We start from the raw sequence: 18382 nt of genomic DNA, 5'->3' as shown, positions 1-18382 counted from the left end.
TGGCAGTTTTTAATAATGCTATCTGTGTGTTTGATGGTGCGGGGAACATAACAAAGGGTTGACCGTGAGGTTATTAATTTCAATGTAAAAGTACGAGACAAGGAGCGAAAATAACGGGGTGTTATATTGGTTGATGAGTGAATACGTTCGCTAAGTGAAGCAAGAATTATGTTGTATTTTTTAGCATTTTTAACATGAAGGATACAATTACCTTGACCGTGTGTTTCTGATAAGGGAAAATGCACGGTTTTTAAATTAAAAATAGAACTTAATACCAACATCTAAAGTGAACTCACCTCCGGCTATTGTTTAATCGAGAGCTAAAGCACTACCTTAAGGATAGGGAAATGACCAAACTAACATGTCTAGCGATGCTTTTACTTAGCACGCAAGCTATCAGTGCGACTAAAAGCACACCTGAATATAATCAATTTGGCGATGCGACTTATTCGAATTCGCAACCAATTAATTATGACGAATCTTATTTTACAAGTCGCGCACAGCAAAATATAGCGCCGACTACTTCGTTGAGTAAAACCTTAGCGACAACAACTACATCAGAATTAGAAAACATAGAGCTTACCTCGGTGTTTCGCCGTTTTTCATTAAGTAATTCAACAGGTCTCAATGGCCTTTATGCTGTTGACTTGTTCGGTAACGGTAATAAGCAAATTATTTCGGTGCAACAAAACGATTTTAATATTATTGAGTATAAAGATAATCAATATTCAGTCGTTGAAGGTTTCGATTCTCAGGATTACATCACTGATAGTACATTGGTAAAAAGCATTGCCGATGATACATATTATTTAATACTTATGACGAGCAGTCAGATAGTAAAAATTAACTTACTAACAATGAAAGTCGAAAGTACTAAGAATGTAGTTTCTAGCCAATCAGTTACGGCAAGAGATATTAATAACGATGGTCAGGACGAGCTTATTGCTATTGCCAATAGCCAGATTTTAATACTAGACCAGTCAGACCTTTCTGTTATTTCAGAGCTTGAGTATTACGGTAACAAATTTGTTGTTGGTTCGTTTACCGAGCAAAATGTTCACGAATTAATGCTTGAAGATGGCAAGTTGTATCGTATCTCTGAAAATACAATAGATTATATAAAAACACTGAACAGCCAACTAACAGGTATCCATTTACAAAGTGTTGATACAAACCAAGATGGCTTAGATGAAGTCATTAATGGCCAAGGCTGGTATTCAATTGAGTTAATCAGTCCAAATACAGACAGTATTGTGTGGACAGCCAATAGTGATTTAGATATTTCAAAAATTATAGTTGCAGATATCAATAATGACGGTGCCCAAGAGCTAGTATATGGCGATGGTCAGTGGGGGCAAATTCATGCTTTGACTTTAAGTTCTGGCGAGGAGTTTTGGCAAATCAATAACCCTGAACACAGTGTTTCAAGTATTTTGGTGGATGATTTTAATCTTGACGGCAAAACAGATATTGCATGGGGAGCGGGTTACACATCTTCAGGTGATGACGGGTTTTATATTCATACCGTTGAAGATAAGTCTATGCAATGGTCGCAAACGATCACTGTCTATTCACAATTTTTGCTAGGACTTGCTGATATTGACGGTAAAGGAGGAATTGATGTTATTTTTTCTGAGAATGGCACAAATAAGCTTCAAGTTATTGATATAGAAACAAAAGAGCAGGTGTTACCTAGCATTGCTTTGACCGATGGCTGGAATGACTACCAGTATGTGATTACTGCTGATTTATTCAATGATGGCAAAAACTATTTAATTGTTGCTGGCTCAGAAACTTACACTGGAAATATACAAGTATTTTCACCAGAAAATGGAAACTTATTGTATACAGTTCCTTTTCAAAGTGGCGACCAAATTTCAACGATTGAAGCCCATGACATCAATAACGATGGTCTGTTAGAGCTGATTGTAGGTAACGGCGCATCACACACCGGCAGTGAAGGCTCTTATATACGAGTTTTTAATGGGCAAACGGGTGAGCTACTTAAGCAATCACCTCGCTTACAGAACTTTTGGGGTGGGGTTTCTGGCATAGTCGCAGGCATAGATACACAGCAAAGCAGTAAAGAATTATTTGCTTTAACAGGTAACCAATTAGTTAAATATAATTACACTGATAATAGTGTCACTAATTACTCTTTAAACGACAGTTTTAAGTCGCTAGAGGGTGTTGTTGTTGATGGTAAAAAAGCGCTTTATGTTGCCAATCAGTATGGCCTTTTATTCTCGTTTAAAGAATCAGGAGAAATGTCAGAAGTTGCGCAACTATGTGACAATTCATTAAACAATATAGTATCTACACGCGCAGGCTTCATCTTATTTAGTTGTGAAGATAAGTTTGGAGAATACGATTTAATTAATGATGAACTACTTTATGAAGTAGCGCGTGCAAATCAACGCAGTTCTATTGTGAGTGCAACATACAATGGTGTGGACTATTCACTGCTTTCAGGAAAATCTATAGAGGTGTTCTCGAATGAAGCCGCAGCACCTTTAGCTACACCGCAAGATAGCGAGGTAACATCTCATGTGCTTGCAGCAATCGACGTTAATCTTAATTTGAGTGATATTGATTTTGTAGTGTTTGAAAATAGCCCTAGCCTTGGCCAATTAACGTTTATTGACCGCAAAACAGGGCAGTTCACATATACGCCTAACGGCACTGTAGGTGTTGATGAATTAGCGTTTTATACAGTAAAAGGTCGTTCACGTTCTGAGCTCGCAAAGTTCACAGCTACTTTAACAAATCAGGCGCCGGTCGTTGAAAACTCTACGATTAAAACACACTGGAATACACCCTTGATACTTAATTTGCCAGCCTCTGATGCAGATGATGAGCAACTTATTTTCACTGTAAAAAATGAGCCTCAACATGGTCATATTGAGTTACTTGATCAAAACATGGGTGAAATTAAATACACGCCGAGTGGTGAATCTTTACAGCCTGTTTCAATTACTTTTACCGCGCAAGATTCCCTTGAAGAGACGGCACTTGCCAATGTTGTTGTTGAATTAACAAATACCACACCAACAGCTACAGATTTGAGTTATGAAACTTATTACTCAACGGTAGTTAATGGTCGTTTTATTGGCAATGATGAAGATAGTGATGAGTTAGAATTTGAGCTAGTAACAAGCCCAAGTTCTGGCGAGCTTAGTTTTGATAAGGACACAGGCTTGTTTGTCTACGAGCCTGCGGGTGAGTCGACTTATGCTGTTAACTTTAGTTACCGAGCAAAAGACAGATTTGCTTCTTCAGAGGCTAAAACTGTCGTGATTAACGTAGTTGGCAAAGCTGACAACTCAAGTTCTGATTCAGGTTCTGGTGGTAGCGTGTACTACTTAATATCTTTGCTGTTAGCCATGGTCGCGTTTAGACGTAAACTTAAGCTATAAGTAAAAGTAGTTTATTTATGCTGTATCAATTTACTTGGTGCAGCATTTTTATGTCTGCTGTTAAATATCGGCATCACGAAAGATAAATAGTTCACAAAAAAAGCCTCCGTTAGGAGGCTTTGGCTTAGGTATATCACCTACAACAACATAATGAGTTAGAAGGTACCGCGAATACCTACGTAGTATTGGCGACCTGTAAAGTTGGTTGTCGCAATGATTGACTCATCGTTATTAAAGTAACGATCGAAGCGCTCATTGGTTAAGTTTGTCACATTGAATGTCAATGAGTAATTGTCATTGATTTTATATGACGAGCTTAAATCAAGCTGTTGGTAGTCGTTTACATGACGAGGGCCTGCGAAGAAACCAAATGATGGCTCAAGTAAGTATTTCTCACGATAGTTGTAAGATAAACGAACTGATGCTGGACCTTTTTCATAGTAACCAACTAAGTTATATACATTCTTAGATAGACCTGTGTAGCTGAATGTTTGACCTTCAAAGCCATCACCAAAGTTAGTGTCACTGTCTGTATAAGTGTAGTTTGCTAACATGCCTAGACCATCAAATGGAGCAGGTAAGAAATCAAACGTTGTTTGGAAACTTAACTCAGCACCAGAGATAGTTGCAGAAGCCGCATTTCGTGGACGGTCTACAGATGCCCAATCAATTCCAGCGATTGTTTCTGGCGCACTTGAATTAAATACGAAACCATCGATCTCTTTTTGGAATAATGCACCACTTAGAAGACCTGTGTCGTTGAAGTACCACTCAAGTGATAAATCGAATGAATCAGATTCAAACGGTTCAAGGGCCGGGTTACCAGCAGAACCTGTTAGAGTTGTAGTACTAAATGTAAAACGCGGTGAAAGCTGTGAAAGCGTTGGGCGTGTTACAGTTTTACTTGCACCAAAGCGTAAGTACACTTCGTCAGTTAATTCAGCATTTAAGCTTAAACTAGGTAAGACATTTGTGTAATTACTGCTCGTTGAGCTTGTTTCACCAACAACATCGTAGTCACCGGCACTGCGGATGATGATTTCTACAGGTAGTGCACCCGTTGCTTCTACATCAGTTTTGACTGCACGTACACCAACATTACCTTTTACTGGAATGTCTGCAACGTCAAAGGCCATGTTTGCTTTGATGTAAGCCGCGGCAATGTCTTCTTCAACTTTGAATGAGCTGATGCTATCAAACTGTCTTTCAACACCATACTTGTTGTGGAAATCAGTTGGGTCACCAATAACAAAGCTACGTATTACATTTGCATCTGGCGCTTCACCTAAGAAATCGTCAACAGGGAAGTCAAGTAAGTTGATTGCAGATGTTGGTAGTACCGCAGGAACACCATTTGCACCTGTAAAGCTATTACCTACATACGCTTTGATCTCTTTTGCACGTTGTGTGTAACGTACACCAGCTTCAAGACTTGTGAAATAGTCATTGTCTAAGAAGTATTTGGCATCAAAAGCAAATGATAAAGACGTATCTTTTACATCACGGGCATTTGAATTACCAAATGCAACACGGTAGTTGTCAGGATCATTAAGATCAGTGCCTGTAACATATAGATCAGGAATACCATTATCTGGATTACGTGCGTCATATACTACGTCTGCAAAGGCTTGTAGTAGTACGCTCTTCAGATCACGTGTTTGCTCGCCTTTTGAATAGCCGATATCAAAATCAAGTACCCAATCTTCATTTGGTGCCCAGTTCACGTGTGTACCAAGTGCTAGAGTATCTGATTCAAGTTTAGTTAATTCTGATACACTCCGGAATTGTGTTTGTGGTGCAACGGCATAAACAAGATTATCGTTTTCAACAACAGCTTCAGTAACTAAGAATGGGAAAATACCACCTACACCACGACCGTTAGGATCATTAATATCGGCAGCTACCCATTGACTTGGATCTTGTGGGCCACGGAATTGGAAACGAGCAGGCAGTTGCAGTGCTGTCTCATCAACATCGAATGTTGCATATAAACCATCGAATGTAATGTTCAACTCATCGCTTGGCTGAAATTCAATAACTGCATTTAAACCTGTACGAGTTCTCTCATCACCATAGTATTGAGTTAGTGGCTCAATTGGGTATAGAGAGTTAGGGTAATCGATACTACCATCGTTAGTACCACCTGGAACTGTGGCAAGATCAGGACGAATTTCAACACCGTCTCCTGTACCTGGGCCAAAGTTTACATTACCCCAAGAGAAGTATTCATCTTCACGCGTTTGACGTTCTGAATAGGTAACACCTACAAGTATACCAAACTTTTCATCGTCAGATTTCCAGTTCACGATACCTGACAAGCGAGGATCTGTTGAATCTGCAAGTTCACTGTAAACACCTTCGGCTGACCAAGCACCCGAAAAGCCTACTTCATCAGCATCAAGCGGTTTACGCGTTTTAATATCTGCGTTACCACCAATACCGCCTTCAAGTTGGTCTGCCGAAACGGTTTTATACACGTCCAGTTGTCCAATTAACTCAGAAGGAAGTACATCAAGAGAGAATTGACGGCCAATACTACGGCCAGACGATAATGAACGACCGTTTAGTGTTACCTGTGTAAAGTCAACTGGTAAGCCACGGATTTGTACATATTGACCACCAAGGCGACCATCTGTACTACCATTCGTGCCACCATTTGGGCTACCACGAGGACGGTCTATCGAAATACCCGGAACACGTTGCAACGACTGCGCGACGTTTTCATCGGGAAATTTACCCATATCCTCAGCAGCAATTGAATCAAGAATTTTGTCCGAACCGCGTTTTGTCGCGATGGCTTCTTTCAAGCTCAATCTTACGCCGCTGACTGCAATTACTTCGATATCATCATTTTTAGCATCCTGTGCTTGTGTATTCTCCTCCGCCGCTACTGTGCTTCCCATTAGAGAGAGCGCTACAGATAAGGCTATTTGGCTTCTGGTGAATTTCATCATATTGACCCCCATCGCTCTAAGCGTATTGTTATCGTGAATGTTCAAATGTCCATTCAGTGATATATAAAGACTAAAATTCCGTCAACGCGCTTTAGTGATTACGTTGTTTAGATTTCTTAGTTAAAATTTTGCCAAGATTAATGTTTTATAAATGAAACAAGTTGGTTGCAAACCTGTTAACAAGACGTTTTCTGAATATTCCTGAAAAACGCTTTTTCACCAGAAAAACAGCACGTACCAAAAGACAAATAAGTATTTAAAAGTGGGGAGGTGAGGTAAGTGCATAATTAGTTGTGCATCCGTCAATTCTCGTCGTTAAAGCCCATTTTCTTTGAGATTAACAATGACGTGTCTTTAAGTTTTCTAATTACCTCATCAAAATTAGCATTACGAGATTCATCACGATACATAAGTATCGATGTTAATAACACGGCCACTGCATTATGGTAGTAATCAAATATAGGCACACCGATATCGTATACGCCTGTCAAAACAGGGCTGGGCATAGCTTCATGGCCTTGCTCTTTTACCCTTAACCAAATATTTCGCAGTGCCATCAAATCAAGTGAAACCTCGGGGTGATTCTCTTGATATGCTTTAAGCATGCGCTCGCGATTATCATAAGATGCAAAAGCAAGTAACACATGACCAGCACAATTATCAGTGAGCGGGCCTCGCCCTCCGACTGGTAAGGTTAAGCAGTTACTGTTGGTGTCATAATCTTGGTGCGAAAGTATTAAACCGCCGCCATCGGAGTACACGACTAAATGACAAGATTGTTGAATTTCGCTACAAAGCGTTTGAATGATCGGAAATGCAACGTTGTTTAAATGGTGGACTGGGGCGTACCTGTGGGTTAGTCGATATAGTTTTAGGGACAGTCTGTAAACACGTTCTTGCTGAAAAAACTCAAGATAATGTAAATCATTTAGTACTGCGACCATACGAAATATTTCAGCTTTAGATTTCCCTAATGAATCAGAAATTTGCGTAAGGTTAAGGCCTTCAGGAGTTTTTGCCAGTAATTCTATAATGGCCATGCCTTTCTCAAGAGCAGGTGCTTTATACTTGGTATCTTTCTCAGTCATTGGGTACGTCTAATCACTTATAAAAAGAGGTTGGTGGTCATACATAAGTGTAGACTTTTTGTTAACTTATGCACTTTTATATCGCTGAAAAAAGCGGTAAAAGTATTTGTATATCGCATCTATTTCGTTTTGGTCAATAAACCAATTCTTATTTTTATATAAAAATTATAGCGTTAAGTTGCCTATAAATTATTCATCAAACGTTTTTTAAACAACGTTTAGCCTCCATTGAACCAAAACATAGCTAGGCAATAGTTAACAGTCTGCTTTGTAAATTTCATGTTTTAAATGTGAATGTTTTGTATTTGAAACCCTGCTTGCGTTTAGTTTCATTAAAAAAATCTCATTCATGTCAAAGTCACAAGTGATTGACCTAGTAAGTCGTCCGTTACTAACGTAAGTAACAGTGCATCAGTTGCTAGGAATAAAATTGTGAAAGTAGGTATTTGTGGTTTAGGTGACCGTTTGAGTTATGTCGCCAAAGTTATGCATGAGCTAATCCCAAACTTTAATTTGGTCGCTTTTGCTGATCCGGAATCTGTAAAAGTTGAGTACATGGAGTCCCATGGTATTTCAATGCGATCTTATGATGATCTTGCGGATATGTTAGCTAATGAGCAGCTAGATATGTTGATGATTGGATCACCCAATCATATGCATTTAGAGCACCTTAGATTAGGAATTGAAGCAGGTTTACTGATTTTTGCAGAAAAGCCAATTGTCATGTCAGAGCAGCAAACCTATGACGTACTTGAACTTATCGCTAAGCATAATGCGTTCGATAAAATTCTGGTAGGCATGGTTTTACGCTATGCTCCTTTATACAAAGATTTAATTGCAGCTGTTTCTTCAAAGCTATTGGGTGACATTACAAGTATTGAAGCTTCTGAGCATATTCCACCAGAACATGGTGCATTTTTTATGCGTGATTGGCGTAGACACCATGGTTTGTCTGGGGGCTTCTTACTTGAGAAATGTTGTCATGATCTTGATCTTTACCAAGGTCTTGTGAAGAGCCGTCCAAAAAAACTTGTTAGTTTTGGTGGTCGTAAAACATTTACGCCAGAAAACAAACACCTTGGTAAACACCCTGTTTATCATCAACGTAAGTCACGTTGGAATGGTATTGATGAAGTGTTTGATAACGACTCGGAGTTGGTGGATCACCAAACAGCGCTTATTGAGTATGAAAATGGCATAAATTTAAGTTTTCATACAAATTTGAACGTACCGAATGATTATCGTCATTTCAGTGTGTTTGGCACGATTGGTATGGCTGAAGGGGATTTTGTACGAAATTACTTTAAAGTACATGACTGTATTACCTCAGGCGCTCTTATCGATAAGTCATACATACATGATGATTCAGTTTCTATGCACTACGGTGCTGAAGAGGAAATGGCTGCCGATTGGATTGCTTACTTTGAAAATGGAACACCGTTACCAGTTTCAATTGTTGATGCTTTACAGGCTGGCTTAACGGCTATCAAGCTAGATGAAGCTCGCCAAACCGGCACAATTATAGACATGACTGAAACATGGAAAAAATTTGATAGCTACCTAAATAAAAATTAAAAGCATTGGGAGATTCACATGGTCTTAATTGATTGGTTAATAGTTGCGTTTTATGTAGTAGCAGCCGTTGTTATAGGGATGCTCTTTACAAAAAAGGCCAGTGAAAGTACGGCTGATTTTTTTGTTGCAGGTCGATCATTACCTTGGTACATCGCTGGCACATCCATGGTGGCAACGACGTTTTCGTCAGACACCCCCTTGTTTGTGGCAGGGGCCGTGCGTGAGCAGGGCATCTATGCAAACTGGATCTGGTGGGTTAGCGTAATCGGGGTAATTATCTCTGTATTTTTCTTTGCTAATTTGTGGCGTCGCTCTAAAGCACTGACAGAGATTGAATTAATCTCACAGCGTTATGATAAGAGCTTAGCTACAGATTTTTTGCGTATATTCAAAGCGATATTTGATGGTGTATTTGTAAACTGCATCATTATTGCTTCGGTTACGTTAGCAATGTCAAAAATTATAGTGGTAATTTTAGGGCTCTCACCAGAGCCCTTATTTGCAATTCCTTTATTTGGCGACATTACTGCGACGACATTAATTCTTATTGTATTAGCGGTTGCTGCTGTTGTTTATACCGCTATGTCGGGTTTATATGGTGTTGTGTACACCGACCTAATTCAATTTGCGCTCGCTATCATTGGTTCGATGGTTTTAGCTGTTATCGTTTATGTTGATTTGCAAGATCATGGAGGTATCGTAGCTGCAGTTGAAGCGTCACCTGGCTTTAATAGTGATACGTTAAAAATGATCCCTGATTTTGAGTGGGATCTAAAAACAGCCACTTTCTTAATTTTGGTCTGCATAGGCTGGTTAAACTATGCCCCAGGGTTTGGCTTTTTCCTTCAGCGAACATTAGCTGCGCGAAGCGAAAAAGATGCCATGCTGAGCTTGTACTGGTTTGCGTTTTGTCACTTAGTATTGAGAAGTTGGCCGTGGATCATTGTAGGTGTGGCGTCATTAGTGTATTTCCCAGCGATCGCCGATGCCGAACAATCTTATCCTATGATGATTGATGAGTTTTTACCTGTAGGTTTAAAAGGCATTATGGTGGCGTCGTTACTTGCTGCCTTCATGAGTACTTTAGATACGCAGCTAAACTGGGGGTCGTCATACTTGGTCAACGATGTTTACGAGCCTTATTTAGTGAAAGGACGTGAAAAAGCGCATTATATAAAAGTTGCACGCATCAGCATGCTAGCACTCACTCTGTTTGCTCTAATAGTCACGACTCAGCTGGAGAGTATTTTGGGAGCCTATGAGTATATTACCGTTATCATTATTCCGATTTCAGTTGTATTAATAGCTCGTTGGTATTGGTGGCGCATTAACGTTTGGTCAGAAATAAGTGCACTTTTATCTGCAGTAATTGTAGGTAATGCAATGATGTATATTTTACCTGATGAAGGCGATGCTAAATGGTTTGCTGTTCGTATGCTGATAACCACATGCGCAACTTTGGTTATTAGCTTAATTGTGACATTGCTTACAACGAGCAAAACACCCAGCCCGAAAACAATTGAATTTTATAGCCGCCTTAAGATTCACGGTAGAGGATGGAAAAAAGTTAGAGACATCACAGGTATAGAGCCAATAGCAGCTGGAATTAAAGATAATGCTATTGCCTGTGTCGCGAGTATTATCTTTATTTATTCCCTACTGCTTGGCATAGGTAACGCCCTGTTTGAAGATTGGTCTACCTTTGGTTATTACTTAATATTCATAATTGCATCTGGTTGGGTGGTAAAAATTAAGATGCCTAAAGTAATAGCCTCATTAAGGCAAGAAGTATAACAAAAGAGTTTTTTAGTTGTGTCGCAAGCCATGCAGTGCTCTTGTAAAGAGCATTTGCATGGCTTTTTTTTGTTTAAAAAATAGATTTTAAACACTTCAGCACACTGTTTACTTATAGCCATTTTATATCTGAAACGTAATTATTTTTAATGTCTTACAGATAAAACATAGAGAGAATAGTGAGGTGTAACTTTGTAATTTATTTGTTAATTAAAAGCGGTTGTGTAGACTCATATTATAGCCTTTAATCATCAGTGGTTTAGAAATAATGAATAATAAACTCCTCAAAGTCGTTCCAAGCATTGCTCTAGCTTTTGCTTCATTGAGCGCTTGCTCATCAGAGTTACCTAAAGAGGTTAGGTGGATGCAAGATGCCAAGTGGGGCATTAGCCATCATTATCTGGCAGGTGGGACGCTAGATAACGCTTGGTATCAAATTACCGATTATGATGAATGGAATAACTATGTAAATGGATTTGATGTTGACGCTTATGCACAAAAGGCAGAAAAACTAGGTTACAGGTATGTGATTTTTACCTTGACCCAGAATCGCGGTTATTTGTCTACAACCAGTGAGATATACGATTTACATTCACCTGCTTGTCCAAAGGTTGAGGTTGCTCCAGGTTGTAAAACTCAACTTAACTCGAATCAAGCTGATTACACCCCATCGCGCGACCTTGTTTTGGATTTGGCGCTTGCACTTAAAGCAAAAGGCATCAAGCTAATTGCATATCTACCTTCTCATTTAGGAGATAGATGGACGGGCACAAAAGTGAAAGCGCCTTATCCAGATTGGTTTTTAAAAGGGTTTATTAGTGAGCGAGCAAAAAAATGGGGCGATAATATTGCTGGTTGGTGGTTTGATGGTTGGTACCAAGCTGATGAGTCAGAGCAAGAATTAGCTGCAAACAATGCTTACCCAGTTGCTGATAAGTTAGCTGAGTCAGTGCGAAGTGGTAATCCAAATGCTGTTATCACTATTAGTGATGGATTTGACTATAGCTTCATTCCAAATGACCCACAAAGTAACTACACCCAAGGTGAGCATAATGAGCTTCCGCCCATTCCTGAATCAGGCGAAGTGACAACAGCACTTGGCACCAAAGTGCAGTGGCATGGCTTTACATATACATCACTAGAAGACCCACTTTTTGGTGGTTGGGGTCAAGTAAAACGAAGCCTAAAATACAGCAATGAAGAAGTCGCCGAGCGGGTGAAAGCTATTTCGCAAGTCGGGGGGGTTACCACTTTAGATGTTGCGATTAATCCAAATGGCACTTGGTTAGTTGACCGCTTGGTGCAGATCCAAACAGTCGGTAATACAGTGGGTACAACGCAAGATACAACTTACTCAGGCCTTGAATTAGTCAACGATGATGATCCACGTATCCAATATAGTGATAATGGGAACTGGCAATCTGTAAGCCAAACGAATACTGGAGAGTATAAGCAAGATATGCACATAACCGAAGTAAATGGAGCTTATTTTAGTTACCAGTTTACTGGCTCGAGTATTGTCTTTGCTACTTCAAAAGCTGCAAACCAAGGTGACATAGAAGTGATCTTGGATGGTCAATCACAAGGGACGTATTCAATTTTTGACGGTAACAATTATCGACAAGTACAAAGCATTGTTTTTGAAAAGCATGACTTGGCAGCGGGGCCACATACTTTAACCGTTAAGAAAGTTTCGGGTGATGTTATGCCCGTTGATGTTGTGTTATCGAAAAAACCTGAAGAATATAAAGCCAAATCGCAATAGCGATACCTAAATCAAGGGTGGAGTGATGTCCCCCTTTTTATTCTAGAGCAAGCTTAGAGTCGTCCAAATTGTGCGTTTTTAAGCTTGCTTTTTCTTGTCTATATTGAGTTTACCTCTAAAAATCTGTTGCACCTTACATTTCCTTTTACCGTTTGCTAAAAATAATGCTATATTTGTGGTTCTTATAAAAGTAATAAAATAATACAAATAAAAATCCAATGATCAGGTTTCAATATGACATTACACACTAATAGCCCGCTAGTAGAGCAACGTGCCGACCCGTTTGTGCATAAGCACAGCGACGGCTTTTATTATTTTACCGGTTCTGTACCCACTTATGATCGCATTGAACTTCGTAAGTCTACGACTTTAGAGGGCTTAAAAGACGCTGAGACCTTTGATATTTGGTTTAAACACGACAGCGGCCCAATGAGCCGACATATTTGGGCACCTGAAATTCATTACCTTGATGGTAAGTGGTATATCTATTTTGCAGCCAGCGAAGAACAAGATATCTGGGCACTACGCCCGTATGTACTTGAGTGTAAAGGTCAAGATCCATTAAATGACGAATGGGTTGAGCTTGGCATGATGCAAGCAGCTGACGGCGATGAAAAGTCGTTCACTGATTTTTCTTTAGATGCCACCATTTTTGAAAATAACGGTAAACGTTACTTTTGCTGGGCAGAGAAAACTGGTGGCCAATTTGCGGCATCAAATCTTTATTTAGCTGAAATGGAATCGCCAATTAAGCTAAAAACCGCACAGTTTATGCTAACAACCCCTGATTATGATTGGGAACGTGTCGACTTTTGGGTAAACGAAGGCCCAGCAGTGCTTAAAAATAACGGGAAAATCTTCATTGCTTTCTCTGCGAGCGCAACTGGTGCATGTTACTGCATGGGCTATATGGAAGCTGACGAAAACAGTGACTTGCTTGATCGTAATTCTTGGACTAAAACACGTATGCCAGTGCTGGAGACCAACGTTGAAAAGAAAATCTTCGGCCCTGGTCATAACTGTTTTACTGTTGCTGAAGATGGACAAACACCACTGTGTGTTTACCATGCCCGTGACTATGAGCACGCAGTAGGTGAACCAAGTGTGGTGCCAAAAACAGATACGCGTCCACTTGAAGAGATTGTAAAAGATCCGCTTTACGATCCAAACCGCCATGCTCGTGTTATGGAAGTTAAGTTCGACGAAAACGGCCGCCCGTTATTTGAATTGTATTAATTTACTGTAATGCAGATTAAAAGTATTAAGCCACCTATATAGGTGGCTTTTTAGCTTTTTAGCTTTTTAGCTTTAAAGCTTGGTTAAGCGGTGATGGCAGGGTACCAGTTTGCCAGCGTCACCCCAAATAAGCCGATTAAAAATACGACAGATATTAACACCATCAAAGATGCAGTAGCGAGAGTGATAGATGTATGGGGAGTTTGCTCTGCATAGCGGACAAGCTCAGCGATTAAAAGAGGAACTAAATAAGAGCAAAGGCTTACGGCAATCACTGCTGGCCCTGTGAAGGTCGCGGTATCAACGCCTAAGGTGCCAAATACTAAAAACCATGCAAATATCATTAATCTAAAAAACAACACACCATTAGCTGCAAGGTATAAGCGTATCGCCCAAGTTTTATGCGCGTTGAAGTCACGAGCCCACGCAGTTTTAACCGCGAATATACTTGATACAATAACCACAAAGCCGCCAAACATCGTCAGTGCATGCATCAAGGTATTACCAACGGTGCCCCTTACTATCATTAAGTACATGCCTGCAAATGAAATACAGCAAGCTAAAACAACAAAGACACGGCCATTATAACGATGAAATGTTCTGTATTTTGCTCGCAATTTCTCAATGAGCTGTAAGCTTCCACCAAGGATCATCACGACTGCAAATAATACATGCACTGCATACATTAAATTCCCGGTAGCATCATTGGCAACATAGGCGGTGTTATTTAGTCGGTTCCAACCTGATAGGCCTGTTGTTAATCCTGTCATTCCATAACCAAGAATGAGGTAAACCACAAAGCAAATTTGTGCCATTAGCAGGCTAATAAACCAAAGTTTTTTACTGTATTCGAGCGCCTTCAAAGGCGTGACTTTGCTATTTCTGTTAGACATAACCAATTCCATTACATTTTTCTAATACCGCAAATATAAAGGGCTAGAGCAAGATTTCTTCTCAAATTCGAAATTTGAGCAATGAAAAACTGTATTTATTTATGACTACTAAAACAGGGATTGACACATTCACTAACAAACTCTTTTTGCTATGTTGATTTTGAGACAGTAAACTTGTCTGATTGGTAAATAATTCATCAAACACCCAATTTAAGGTATGCCGAGTTATGCAAAATACTTCCCCTTATTACGTGCTCGTTTTTGTCTGTATGGGGCTAATGCTGCTAAATGGCATGAAAAAGGATAAGCAGCTCATTCATTATCTGTTTGCTGTATTTTGTGGCTCGCTTTGCATGGTTGGTGTGCAAAAAATCAGTGCACCAAGTATAGGTGTTTACAGCTATTTAATTGGCTTATTTACCTGTGCTACCTGTAATATGTCTTGGCTGATTTCACGTACTTTATTTCGTGAGCACAAACCTATTTCTACCGTACATATTGCAGTGGCAGGCGCGATTGCGGGGTTAATTATGTTCAACCAAACTTGGCATTATTTAGTAAGTATTGATGTGCAGGTTTTCCCTGATAGCCAATTTATGTGGCGATTAAAGCAAGGTATGGCCGAAATAACAGTGCTGCTATCTTCAAGTATTCTGGTGCTGTCTTTTTGGGAAGCATTACGAGGTTATAAAGATAAAACCGACACACAAAAGTTGCAGGCAAAAATTTTTGGTAGTTGCTACTTTTTAGCGGTATTTAATGCCAGCATTTTGCCTAAGTTTTTATTTAGTGAAAGCGAATTTCAACGCTTTGAGCCGCTTATAATTACCTCATCTGCGTTATTGATTATACTTGCGATGCAGTTAGTGATGTTTTTGCAAAAACGTGCTCATAGTAGCGTGCCTGAATCAGTTGATACTGAAGTAGTGAACTCTGAAGATGTAAGCACAGCTCACAAACAAACTGAGTTGTCTGAAAATAAAGAGGTAGAGCCTGAGATTATCACGGGTATAGAAGCACTGATCAACAAGCAGCTTTACTTACAAAGTAATTTAAAAATCTCTGATTTTGCACAAGTATTAGCAGTACCTGAGTACAAGATTAGCCGCGCTATTCGCCATCATTTTAAAGCCACTAATTTTAATTTATTTATAAATCAGTACCGAGTTCAGTACGCACAAACGCTATTACTAAAAGATGAAGCAAGTCATTGGAGTATTCTTAGTATTGCATTGGAAAGTGGTTTTTCTTCGCTTGCTACCTTTAACCGTGTTTTTAAAAGCATTGTCGGGGTAAACCCTAATGAGTTTCGTAAGCAGAACAACTCATTAGTTGAACAACAAATCGTGGAGCTTACTGATTAGCGTTCACAGTGGTTTTTGAGTTAAATGCTCTGCAATGACCTCAAACATAGTTTGTACTTCTATAGGCTTGGCTATATAACCTTGCATCCCTGACTCTTTGGCTTTGGTGAGGTCGGCTTCCATGGTGTTGGCGGTCATGGCAATAATAGGGATATGGGCAAACTTTGGCTGCTCTTTAATTTTATTCGCTGCGGTATAACCATCCATTCTTGGCATTTGGCAGTCCATCAAAATACAATCGAATGTGTCTTTTTCGACAGCTTCAATGGCCGCAATACCATCTTCGGCAATATCAACAATAAAGCCATTTGAGCGCAGTATTTGGGATGCAATTTGTTGGTTAAGCGGATTGTCTTCAACTAATAAAATTCTTGAACCAGCGAGTTTTTTAAAACAGCTGGTATCAATTTTGTTTGTTTTCTTTTTCTCAATACCTAAGACGTGATCCAGTGATTTACATAAGTTAGCTTTGATAATTGGTTTTAATAAAATTTCATCAATATTTTTATCAAGCTTAGTTAAGCTACTTTTTACTTTTTGATTTTCAAATGAGGCAAGAATAATTATTTTCTTAATATTGATAGTAAGTTGTTTTTTTAGGTTATTGAGAAGGGAGCTGTGTTCATCATTAAAAATATGCCAATCAAGGAAAATAAAGTCATAGTCTTGGCAGGGATCTATGTTTAATAGTTTGTCATCATGATAAGAAATACTATCAACTTTTATGCCCAACTTTTCGAGTAATTTAAAAAGGTGCCTTTCTTTTATATGGTCTTGTTCAATTATTAGCGCACTTTTGTTTTTGTAATCGTTTGTATTATAGTTACTTTTTACAGCCGACTTACCAAAAGATGCGGTGAAGCTAAAGCAGCTGCCAGCATTTAGCTGGCTATCAACGTGAATATTGCCACCCATTAATTCAACTATTTTTTTACTGATCACTAAGCCAAGGCCTGTACCTCCAAATTTTCTTGTTGTTGAAATATCAGCTTGAGAAAATGGCTTAAATATCGTCTTGACCTGCTCCTCAGTCATACCAATCCCTTGATCAGTGACTTTAAATTCAATTTGAATATTCTCATCAGTTTGCGATACACATAAGAGTGTTAACTTAACATTTTTATTATTTGAAAATTTAATTGCATTACTAAGTAGGTTTAACAGTACCTGATTTAACCTTAACGTATCGCCAATGAGGTATTCGGGAATATTATCATCAATATCAAATATGACCTCAATGTTATGTTTTTCGATCAAGCTACTGGCTAAGTTAGCCAAAGTGGATAAAAGGTCATTAATATTGAAATCATTACTTTCTAATTCTAATTTATTCGCTTCGACTTTTGAAAAGTCTAAAATATCGTTAATGATCCCTAGTAAAGACTTAGCTGATAATTGAATTTTCTCAATGTAATCATATTGTTTGTCAGTTAACTCAGTATCTAAGGCAAGGTAAGCCATGCCTAATATAGCATTCATCGGAGTGCGAATTTCGTGGCTCATATTAGCTAGAAACATTGATTTTGCATTATTTGCAGTATCAGCGGCTATTTTGGCTTTGTTTAAGTCATCAGTGCGCTGGGCAACCTCTTGCTCTAGTGTTTCGGCTGCTTTTTTTAGAGTCATATTCGCTTCATATAACTCCATTGACTTCTGCTCAAGAAGCGCTTCAGCCTCTATTCTAGCTCGGCGCTCTCGCTCTAATCGACGTTTAAAAAGGTTCTCATCCACGCTAGATTACTTTTGTTAGGGTAAAAATGGCCGATTGATAATCAGGTTCAATCTCACTTTTAACGGTCAATGTTTCATTAAAATGTTCGCATGCTCCTTCGATTAACCCCTCAGCTAAATAAGCAAAAGGGTTATATGAGCGATAGAACATTTGCATTTGTGTATCACTAATACGTTGTGTCCAAAAGCTTGGAAGCTCTGCATCACTGTATAGCTTCTTGACTTCGATATGAACGTGACGGTCAATAGTATCAAGGAAGTCAAAGGTGTTACTGACGTTTTTGAAAAAATGTGGGAATAATACAAAGAAGCGACCTAACAGGTACTTACCATAGGCATGTACAAGCTCATCAACAGGCTTATCAATATGTTTACTTAGTGAAGTGACTAGCATGATCAATTCTTTATTATCATAGTTGCCCACACTCGTATAAGCACCATCAGTGAACAGTGAGTTTTCTGTGATTATTTTATCCACTAGTTCATATGAGAACTCATGTTCAACCATATCTATAAATTCAGTAAAAATAATACCTTTCATGCGTAAATCTAACGATTCCTCATAA

General features: G+C 39.0%; 11 protein-coding genes. 6 read left to right on the top strand and 5 right to left on the bottom strand.

The window, feature by feature from the left end:
* The first annotated feature begins 347 nt into the window (after positions 1-347).
* Entirely contained in the window at positions 348-3416 is a 3069-nt protein-coding gene (locus NH454_RS08900; RefSeq protein WP_253038798.1) for an Ig-like domain-containing protein, read from the top strand.
* Positions 3417-3571: 155 nt separating this feature from the next.
* Here NH454_RS08900 and NH454_RS08895 read toward each other — a convergent pair whose 3' ends face one another.
* A complete protein-coding gene (locus NH454_RS08895; protein WP_253038796.1) occupies positions 3572-6370 on the bottom strand; it encodes a TonB-dependent receptor in 2799 nt (932 codons plus the stop codon).
* A gap of 302 nt (positions 6371-6672) precedes the next feature.
* Positions 6673-7458: a helix-turn-helix domain-containing protein gene (locus NH454_RS08890; protein WP_135925771.1), complete on the bottom strand. Its 786-nt coding sequence runs from the start codon at positions 7456-7458 to the stop codon at positions 6673-6675.
* A 432-nt stretch (positions 7459-7890) separates the two neighbouring features.
* Between NH454_RS08890 and NH454_RS08885 the strand changes: the two genes are divergently transcribed.
* From NH454_RS08885 to NH454_RS08870, 4 genes are all read left to right on the top strand, one after another.
* A complete protein-coding gene (locus NH454_RS08885; RefSeq protein WP_135925770.1) occupies positions 7891-9033 on the top strand; it encodes a Gfo/Idh/MocA family oxidoreductase in 1143 nt (380 codons plus the stop codon).
* Between the two features lie 18 nt (positions 9034-9051).
* Complete coding sequence (locus tag NH454_RS08880) at positions 9052-10827, top strand: sodium:solute symporter family protein (RefSeq protein ID WP_199526781.1); 1776 nt, start codon at positions 9052-9054, stop codon at positions 10825-10827.
* A gap of 268 nt (positions 10828-11095) precedes the next feature.
* Positions 11096-12592 carry a hypothetical protein gene (locus NH454_RS08875; RefSeq protein WP_253038794.1) on the top strand — a complete coding sequence of 499 codons (1497 nt, stop codon included), beginning with the start codon at positions 11096-11098 and terminating at the stop codon, positions 12590-12592.
* Between the two features lie 234 nt (positions 12593-12826).
* Positions 12827-13828 (top strand): family 43 glycosylhydrolase, encoded by a 1002-nt coding sequence (locus tag NH454_RS08870; protein ID WP_253038793.1) that lies wholly within the window; start codon positions 12827-12829, stop codon positions 13826-13828.
* An 83-nt stretch (positions 13829-13911) separates the two neighbouring features.
* Here the strand turns inward: NH454_RS08870 and NH454_RS08865 are convergent, their stop codons facing one another.
* Positions 13912-14721 (bottom strand): DUF2306 domain-containing protein, encoded by an 810-nt coding sequence (locus tag NH454_RS08865; protein ID WP_253038792.1) that lies wholly within the window; start codon positions 14719-14721, stop codon positions 13912-13914.
* A 227-nt stretch (positions 14722-14948) separates the two neighbouring features.
* Here NH454_RS08865 and NH454_RS08860 point away from each other — a divergent pair, with 227 nt between their 5' ends.
* Positions 14949-16085, top strand: a complete 1137-nt coding sequence (locus NH454_RS08860) for a helix-turn-helix domain-containing protein (RefSeq protein WP_253038791.1) — start codon at positions 14949-14951, stop codon at positions 16083-16085.
* Positions 16086-16088: 3 nt separating this feature from the next.
* Here the strand turns inward: NH454_RS08860 and NH454_RS08855 are convergent, their stop codons facing one another.
* Both NH454_RS08855 and NH454_RS08850 read right to left on the bottom strand, forming a co-directional pair.
* Positions 16089-17816, bottom strand: a complete 1728-nt coding sequence (locus NH454_RS08855) for a response regulator (protein ID WP_253038790.1) — start codon at positions 17814-17816, stop codon at positions 16089-16091.
* Position 17817: 1 nt separating this feature from the next.
* Entirely contained in the window at positions 17818-18357 is a 540-nt protein-coding gene (locus NH454_RS08850; protein WP_138556623.1) for a heme NO-binding domain-containing protein, read from the bottom strand.
* Positions 18358-18382 lie beyond the last annotated feature (25 nt).

This window comes from Pseudoalteromonas sp. Ps84H-4 (assembly GCF_024124645.1).
Taxonomy (GTDB): Bacteria; Pseudomonadota; Gammaproteobacteria; order Enterobacterales; family Alteromonadaceae; genus Pseudoalteromonas; species Pseudoalteromonas lipolytica_C.
Note: the sequence above shows the minus strand (reverse complement) of the source record. Positions and strands in the feature narration are given on the sequence as shown.

Bases quoted from the DNA above. Each gene is read 5' to 3' on its own strand.
- NH454_RS08900 (WP_253038798.1), top strand. From the start codon at position 348: ATGACCAAACTAACATGTCTAGCGATGCTTTTACTTAGCACGCAAGCT.
- NH454_RS08895 (WP_253038796.1), bottom strand. From the start codon at position 6,370: ATGATGAAATTCACCAGAAGCCAAATAGCCTTATCTGTAGCGCTCTCT.
- NH454_RS08890 (WP_135925771.1), bottom strand. From the start codon at position 7,458: ATGACTGAGAAAGATACCAAGTATAAAGCACCTGCTCTTGAGAAAGGC.
- NH454_RS08880 (WP_199526781.1), top strand. From the start codon at position 9,052: ATGGTCTTAATTGATTGGTTAATAGTTGCGTTTTATGTAGTAGCAGCC.
- NH454_RS08875 (WP_253038794.1), top strand. From the start codon at position 11,096: ATGAATAATAAACTCCTCAAAGTCGTTCCAAGCATTGCTCTAGCTTTT.
- NH454_RS08870 (WP_253038793.1), top strand. From the start codon at position 12,827: ATGACATTACACACTAATAGCCCGCTAGTAGAGCAACGTGCCGACCCG.
- NH454_RS08865 (WP_253038792.1), bottom strand. From the start codon at position 14,721: ATGTCTAACAGAAATAGCAAAGTCACGCCTTTGAAGGCGCTCGAATAC.
- NH454_RS08860 (WP_253038791.1), top strand. From the start codon at position 14,949: ATGCAAAATACTTCCCCTTATTACGTGCTCGTTTTTGTCTGTATGGGG.
- NH454_RS08850 (WP_138556623.1), bottom strand. From the start codon at position 18,357: ATGAAAGGTATTATTTTTACTGAATTTATAGATATGGTTGAACATGAG.